Here is a 6,535-nt window from a genome sequence, read left to right on the forward strand (position 1 = left end):
CCAGGGCGCAGCCCTCCTCGACCCCTAGGCTCCAGCTGTCTCCCTCAACACGGCCCCCATCCCGCCTATACGCATGGCTTCTATCCCGCCTATACGCACGCGGGAGTGGATGAAGCCGTGTGACCTACTTCGGCAGCTCCACTCGGCTCGCCGTGAACTGGCCCTTGGAGCCCGCGGCCGCACTCTTCCCGTTCTCCCCATTCGCTCCTGACTGGCCATTCGAGCCATGGCCGGGCGGCAAGCCGAAGAGCGCGTCGAGTTGCTTGCACGGGCTGGTGTTCTTTCCCGGCGGTCCGCCGCGCCCGCCCGGTCCTCCCACACCGCCCTTCCCCGGAGTGCCGGCGTCCCCTCCATCGAGCGTGTATCGCAACTCGGCGACCTCCACGGGCGTGTTGTAGAAGGTCACCGTCAGGAGTCCGCCATTGCCACCCGCGCCCGCGTCGCCGCCGCGCCCGCCAGCGCCACCATTTTCGCCATTCCCGCCACGACCCTGCCCGCTGCGGCATAGTCCCCAACGCGCTTTGGCATTACGTCCCCGCGGACCCTTGGCTCCCGCAGCGCCCGGACGCCCATCCACGCCATGCTGCCCATCCTGCCCCGAGAGGTCGACGAACAGCGGTCCCGCGACACGGCCGGTGAGAAACAGATCCACCTTGCCCGCCGCGGCGCCTGCGGCCCCTGAGGGCCTATCCATCGCCGTCGTCGCCGACTCGTCGAAAGCCGTGATGCGCGACGCGTTGTTCCCCACGATCTCGTGGGCGTAAATCACCAAGTGATTGCCATTCGTGATGAGGGTGCTGTTCTTGAGTTCCAGCTTCCGCACCACGAGCAGGACAGGGCGGGCCCCCTCGCCCGGCTTGCTGAGCGTGAACGTGGCCCCGTCCAGCGTCAGGTCTCCCGCGGCGTTCTGCGCCGCGATCAACGCTGAATGGCTCGACAAGTCCGGTCCCCGCAGCATGCGCTCCGGGATTCGCTCGAGGGTGACCGGACCGCCGAGGGTGAGTTCTGGCTCCTGTGCGAGCGCGATGGAACTGGACAGCAGACACAACACAGCGATGAGTGACTTCACGGTTTCCTCGCGGAAGAATTGTCAGGCGACCTTCACTAGACCCGCGGAAGGTATCAGAGGATTCGTCACCCGCGACGGTGTCAAAGGATTCGAAATTCGACCGTACCCAAGTTTCCGCGACCCGAGGCGGCAGGCCCGGGCCGTGAACGAGAAGGACAAGCGTTCACGGCGAGAGCACTCGTCAACACCACGAGTGTGCATCCCGACGCAACTTCGTCGGTCTGCCCCACCGAGTAAGGGCTCGCGAACCAAAGATGGCTCCGAATCGCCACCCGCAAAGAAAACGGCGCTCGCCTCCAACCTTGGGCGAGCGCCGCAGGGTAAAAACGGAGCGACGCTGAGAGCGTCTAGGCCCCGTCCGAGGGCTTAGTACTCATCGGAGACGGCCCCGCAGTTCCCACAGTGATTCGAACCCATTCCGGATCCCATCGTGGACTGCTTGCATCGGAAGCACGGGATGCCAGTGAACCGTTCGTTCTTCTTGGCTGCTGCCGACATCAATGCTCCCGACAACCTCTTGATGATCTGCAGGATCTCAGAAACCTCTGCCGGCGAGAGCCTGAACCTGTCGAAGCCATGTGCGGCGATGGTCCGAAGGTTCCAGACGCGCCTCAGTTCCTCTCTCATGTCTGAAGCAAGGAGGCTCCCAGCCATGTCGAGGAGCGCCGGGAAGGCCTTGGTCCTCCCGACGGGCATCCCATGAGCTTCGACGAACGTGTGAAGCGCCTGCTCAAGTGCCGCGCCCCCCATGACCAACGCCGACCGAACGTGCCCCGCCATCATCGTTTGCTCAGCTTCCGAGAGCAGAGTCCGTTCGATGATTTCGTCAGCGGGGGACGTGCTGCGGGCAGGCGTCACGACCACATTCGGCTGAGTCTGCTTGCCGTCGCTTGGTACGGGCTGGGGCGGAACCGGTAGTGGACCCGCCGAAGACGTCAGTCCTGGTTCCGTCGTCGCTGGAGCCGTCGTCGTGCTGGCCGGGGTGCTCACCGCTGCTGCGCTTGTCGTCGCTGCCGTCGCCAGGAGTTCCTTCGTGGGGCTTGCTTCCGGGGACAGCACCTTGTCCCGAATCTGGTACACCCAGCTCAGGAGTTCCTTCAGGGAGTTGTCGACCCGAAGCTGCTTGTGGATGCGAAGAAGGTGGCCCCAGAACCACGACACGAGGAACAAAGCGCTAAAGAACTGCCCGATGACGGACATAACAGCTGGGTGCGGTGTGGCCGTGAACCAGTTGAAGAAGGTCCACAGCGCTGCGAGGGTGGCAGGCACGGCTATTTCACGAATGAAGCGCTTGAGGGTGTCGCGGATTCGGGGTTCGGTGGGCTGGGTCATCTATTGTGCCGATCAACGCGAAAAGGTGGACCCACCCAATCCCCTAAGGGGATTAGGAAGGGCATGAAGCGTTCCGTAGGAGGCCCACGGGACGCGAAGGAAGACCCATCCAGGCGCTGCGGGCACCTGGTCGGGAGGGGACCGGCGACGCCTCGGTGGACGCGTCGCCGGTCAGTGATTCAGGGCGCCGCGAAGGGCTGCTGGCGCCCCTACGAGTCGTCTGACACCTTCGGCCGACACCTTCGGCCCGGATCTAGTACGACCCGGTCACTTTCTGAGGGCCACCGTGGAACTCCTCCTCGGAGGGCGCTCGAAGTGACTGGGGCGTACTAGACGGTCTACGATCTCACGAGACCTTCAGGAAGCCCTTCTGGATCGCGACGTTCTTCGTGTGATCGCACGCGGGGGCCCATGAGGATTTGGCCGAGCGCGCGAAGTAAGAGGCGCTGGACTTGCCCTCTTCCTTGTACGCCTTCCAAAGGTCCCGGATGGTTCGTTCGCCGTACTTAGTCCACGCCTCGTCCATAGGCATCAACCACTTGCCGTTACGCAGGAAGACGCGGAACGCAGCCATAACGGGGAGGATGAAGGGATCCGCAATCGTCACACTCGCGCGGTATCCACTGAGCAGCAGCGATGGCTCGGAGTTGCAGCCCGACGTACGGCTCAGGTCGATCTTCTCCTTCCCGTCGCCATCAGCGCGCCCACTATTTCGCCCGTAGAGCTCCTCCCACTTGCGGACAACGAGTTCCTCCAACTCCAATATGTCCGGCAGGCGCTGAGCGAGCTTGGTGAACTTTTTCTTGTCGTACTGGCGGACGAGCGCACCGATCCCCGAGTAAGCACGCACCGGGTGTTCGCCGTTCTCGGCAGGGAACAGCTCGTTGTTCATCACCGCGAGCCTACGAACCAGATCGGTCACGTCGAATTCGGAATCAGGGTCGACATCCGGCTCGTTCGGCTTGAAGAAGACGAGCTTGCGGCTCTCGGCGGGAAGGTACTGCTTCAACTCCGTCCAGTCGCCGTCGAGGTTACGCAGAGCGTGGAGGGGCACCTTTTCGGAGGTATTCCGAGCCTTGGAGATGCGCGAGATCTCCTCGTCCTCAATGCCCAGAGCGACCGTAACCATCACAACAGCGTCACCGGCGTTCGGGTACCGCTTCGCATTCGCGAGCGCCTCCAGGAGAACCCTGTAGGTGTGGCCGCCGTTGAGAACGCCATGGCCAGGAGAGAACTCGTCCTCTTCAGGCTCTGAACAGACGAGGGTCACCTCGTTCCCCTTCGACTGAAGGGACTTCGCGACCAGCATCATGCCGTTGTTCTTGAGCACGAACGACTCTGGATCCGTCGCGAGGGTGCTCAACATCTCCTTGGCGGGCTTGGCCTTCACATCGGCGTACCGAGCGTTAGGACCCAGCTTCCAAGTCCGCGGCAGATTCTCCGCGCGAACCGTGAGCGTCCAGAGCTCCTTCGCCTTCCCGGAGTTGCCGTTTCCCGCAGACTCAATGCGGTGGGATCGGCAAACCTTCTCGCACGACAACGCGTACGAAACGTCCTTCATATTCACTTCTTTCTTGGTCCTTCAGGACCATTGCCCGACTGGGCGAACGCTCTGCCGTGAAGCACGAGCACCGTCCAACGGGACGGTACAGAACAGGTTACGCGAAAGAACGAAGGGAGTGCAAGCCACGACCGTGGGCGAGAAGGAACGAGGGGGCCCAGCGGCGTCGGGCGGGGCACTCTTCGAGTAGAGGCATCCGCCCCCGTGGTGCTGGCTGCGCCGGGTGGGACATCTGCTAGGGTGGACTCTGGAGGTATTCCACTCTGGCACGACTCCTAACGTGGCTCTCGCTGGTACTCGTCCTGACGGGCGCAACGGCGGCAGCGCAGCAGCCCCCACTCCCGGCCCGAGAGCGGCAGGAGCGGCAGGTTTTCGTCCCCAGCAGCCTCGGTGATCCGGTACCCGAGGTGCGGGTGGCAGCCGGTGTGTCCACCTACCTGCGCTTCAACGCCCCTATCGATAGGGCCTCGCTGGAGGTGGCGGGGCGGGCAACGCGCTTCAAGCTGGTGGACCCGGGGGAGTACACCCTCGCGCTCGAGCCCTCCGTCGAGCCGGCCCCCGGAGAGCGCCTCATCGTACGGGTGCGCTACAAGGACGGCGGCATCCCGGCGTACGCCACCTTCGCGCTCGTCTCCCACCCCACGCTGGTGGACAAGGAGGTGGAGGTGGTGCGCCGCCCGCGCACCGTCGAGGCGCTGGAGGCCAGGCTGTCCCACGTGGAAGCCGAGCTCGTCTCGCTGAAGGCCCAGTGCGCGCAGAGCGGACTTCCCAACCTCGCCTTCTCCGGGGTGCTCGACTCGAAGGATGTCCGGGCCAAGCTCTTCGTCGGGAAGCCGGCTCCCGGCTACAAGGGCGGCCTCGAGCCGGGGCTTGGCACCGGCTACCGGGGCACTCGCTGGGCCATGGTGGTTGTCAAGGTGCGCAACCTCCCGGGACAGCCCGCCTGGGCTCCCGGCGCGGCACAGCTCACCAGCGTGAAGGGGACGCCGGTGAAGGTGCTCTCGGTGCACATGGAGAAGCCCCAGCTCCAGCCGGGCGAGTTCGCCCTCGTGGCCGTCATGGTGGAGCCCCCCGCCTCCAACGAGGTCCGCTTCCGGCTGGATCTGGTGGACACCGAGGGCGGGCGGCTCCTGCCCATCACCGATGTTGCGCTCTAGGAGGGCCGGCCCATGACGACTGAAGTCCAACACCCGGACCACCTTCAACCCGGCCACGCGGTGGGCCCCTGGCTCATCGTCGAGGTGCTGGGCCGTGGTGGCTCCTCTCGAGTTTTCAAGGTGGAACGCGACGGCCAGCCCTACTCCCTGAAAATGGCGCTGCTGCCCCTCACCCAATCCACGGAGGAGCTCACGGAAGAGCAGTGTGTGGAGGAGACGAGCGTCTACCGGCGCCTGGCGCGTGAGGCTGCGACCCTCTTCACCTATGCCTCCCACCCCAACCTGCTGCGCGTGTACGCGGTGGACTTTTGGCCCCACCCCACCAAGGGCTACCCCTTCCTCGTCACGGACTTCATCGACGGGGAAACCTGGCACGAGAGGCGCTGGCGCAAGCCCCCGCACGCCATTGAGGTGGTGGACACCTTCTCCAGTGTGGTGCGCACCGTGGGTGTGCTGCACGCACGCGGTGTGCTCCACCGGGATTTGAAGGCGGAGAACATCCTCATCCGAAGAAAGGACGGCCGGCCGTTCGTCATTGATTTTGGCACCGCGCGCATCCCCGGGGCCCTGACGAAGACGCTGGGCCTGCCCGAGGGCGTCCTTCACCTGGTGCCCCCCGAGCTCCTGGCCTACATACGCACCGAGGCGTGGAAGCGGGGTGAGCCCTTCCAAGGCGGGGTGGCCGTGGACCTGTACGCACTGGGCGTGCTGCTCTACCAAGCCCTCACAGACAGGCACCCCTTCGACCCGGAGCTGCCGGACAAGGAGCTGCTGGCCGCCATCGCCGCCGTCCCGCCGGCCGCGCCCCACCTGCTCAACCCCCTGGTGCCGCGCTCCCTCAGCGATATCGCCATGAAGCTGCTGGAGAAGCGGCCAGAGGACCGCTACCCCAACACCGAGGCCCTGCTCGAGGCCCTGGAGCAGGCCACCGAGAAGCAGAGAAAGTCCCCCGCATGGAAGGTGCCCCTCACCGCGCCGGACAGCCCGGCAGAGGCGCTGTCCAAGCAGTTGGAACCGGAACAGGAGGCCCAGCACCCACAGGCCGCAGCCGCAGGTGAAGCAGCTTCGACGCCAGAGGAGACGAGGCCGCCGGAGGATGCTCGCGAGGAGGCGCCCGCCCAGGAGCGCCGCACGTGGCGCGTGGGGCGCCTCGCCCTGGTGGGCCTGCTCCTCCTCGCCGGCCTGTTCCTTGCCTCATGGCTGGTGCGATCCACACTCGCGCGCCCCCACATGCCGGAGTCCATCGCATCCGGCTCCCCCGAGAAAGGAAGTGCGCCCGTGCCCCCTCGCACCACGCCCCAGGACTCGACTCCCTCCAACCGCTCACGCTTCGGAGTCCTCACCGTGTGGCTGTGCACCGCTGCAGGCCTGGGCTGTCCCGCCGCCCAGGTGAGGCCGGAGCCAGAGGACTGCCCC

General features: G+C 65.4%; 5 protein-coding genes. 2 read left to right on the forward strand and 3 right to left on the reverse strand.

Annotated elements, in window-relative coordinates:
• Positions 1–124: 124 nt before the first annotated feature.
• From AC16DP_RS40950 to AC16DP_RS40960, 3 genes are all read right to left on the reverse strand, one after another.
• Positions 125–1,069 carry a hypothetical protein gene (locus AC16DP_RS40950; protein WP_329729201.1) on the reverse strand — a complete coding sequence of 315 codons (945 nt, stop codon included), beginning with the start codon at positions 1,067–1,069 and terminating at the stop codon, positions 125–127.
• A gap of 366 nt (positions 1,070–1,435) precedes the next feature.
• The gene (locus AC16DP_RS40955) at positions 1,436–2,401 is read right to left on the reverse strand and encodes a hypothetical protein (RefSeq protein ID WP_329729200.1); all 966 of its coding nucleotides are present in this window, start codon (positions 2,399–2,401) and stop codon (positions 1,436–1,438) included.
• Between the two features lie 346 nt (positions 2,402–2,747).
• Positions 2,748–3,962: an AIPR family protein gene (locus AC16DP_RS40960; protein WP_329729199.1), complete on the reverse strand. Its 1,215-nt coding sequence runs from the start codon at positions 3,960–3,962 to the stop codon at positions 2,748–2,750.
• Positions 3,963–4,264: 302 nt separating this feature from the next.
• On the opposite strand from AC16DP_RS40960, the gene AC16DP_RS40965 reads away from it, so the two are divergent.
• Together AC16DP_RS40965 and AC16DP_RS40970 are read left to right on the forward strand one after the other, a co-directional pair.
• The gene (locus AC16DP_RS40965) at positions 4,265–5,119 is read left to right on the forward strand and encodes a DUF2381 family protein (protein ID WP_483956979.1); all 855 of its coding nucleotides are present in this window, start codon (positions 4,265–4,267) and stop codon (positions 5,117–5,119) included.
• Positions 5,120–5,131: 12 nt separating this feature from the next.
• Positions 5,132–6,535 (forward strand): serine/threonine protein kinase (locus AC16DP_RS40970; protein WP_483956977.1); only part of this gene is annotated, 1,404 nt, incomplete at its 3' end.

This window comes from Archangium sp., assembly GCF_057119385.1.

What these genes read in the sequence shown, in the direction of transcription:
- AC16DP_RS40955 (WP_329729200.1), bottom strand. Translation starts at nt 2,401, where the DNA reads ATGACCCAGCCCACCGAACCCCGAATCCGCGACACCCTCAAGCGCTTC.
- AC16DP_RS40960 (WP_329729199.1), bottom strand. Translation starts at nt 3,962, where the DNA reads ATGAAGGACGTTTCGTACGCGTTGTCGTGCGAGAAGGTTTGCCGATCC.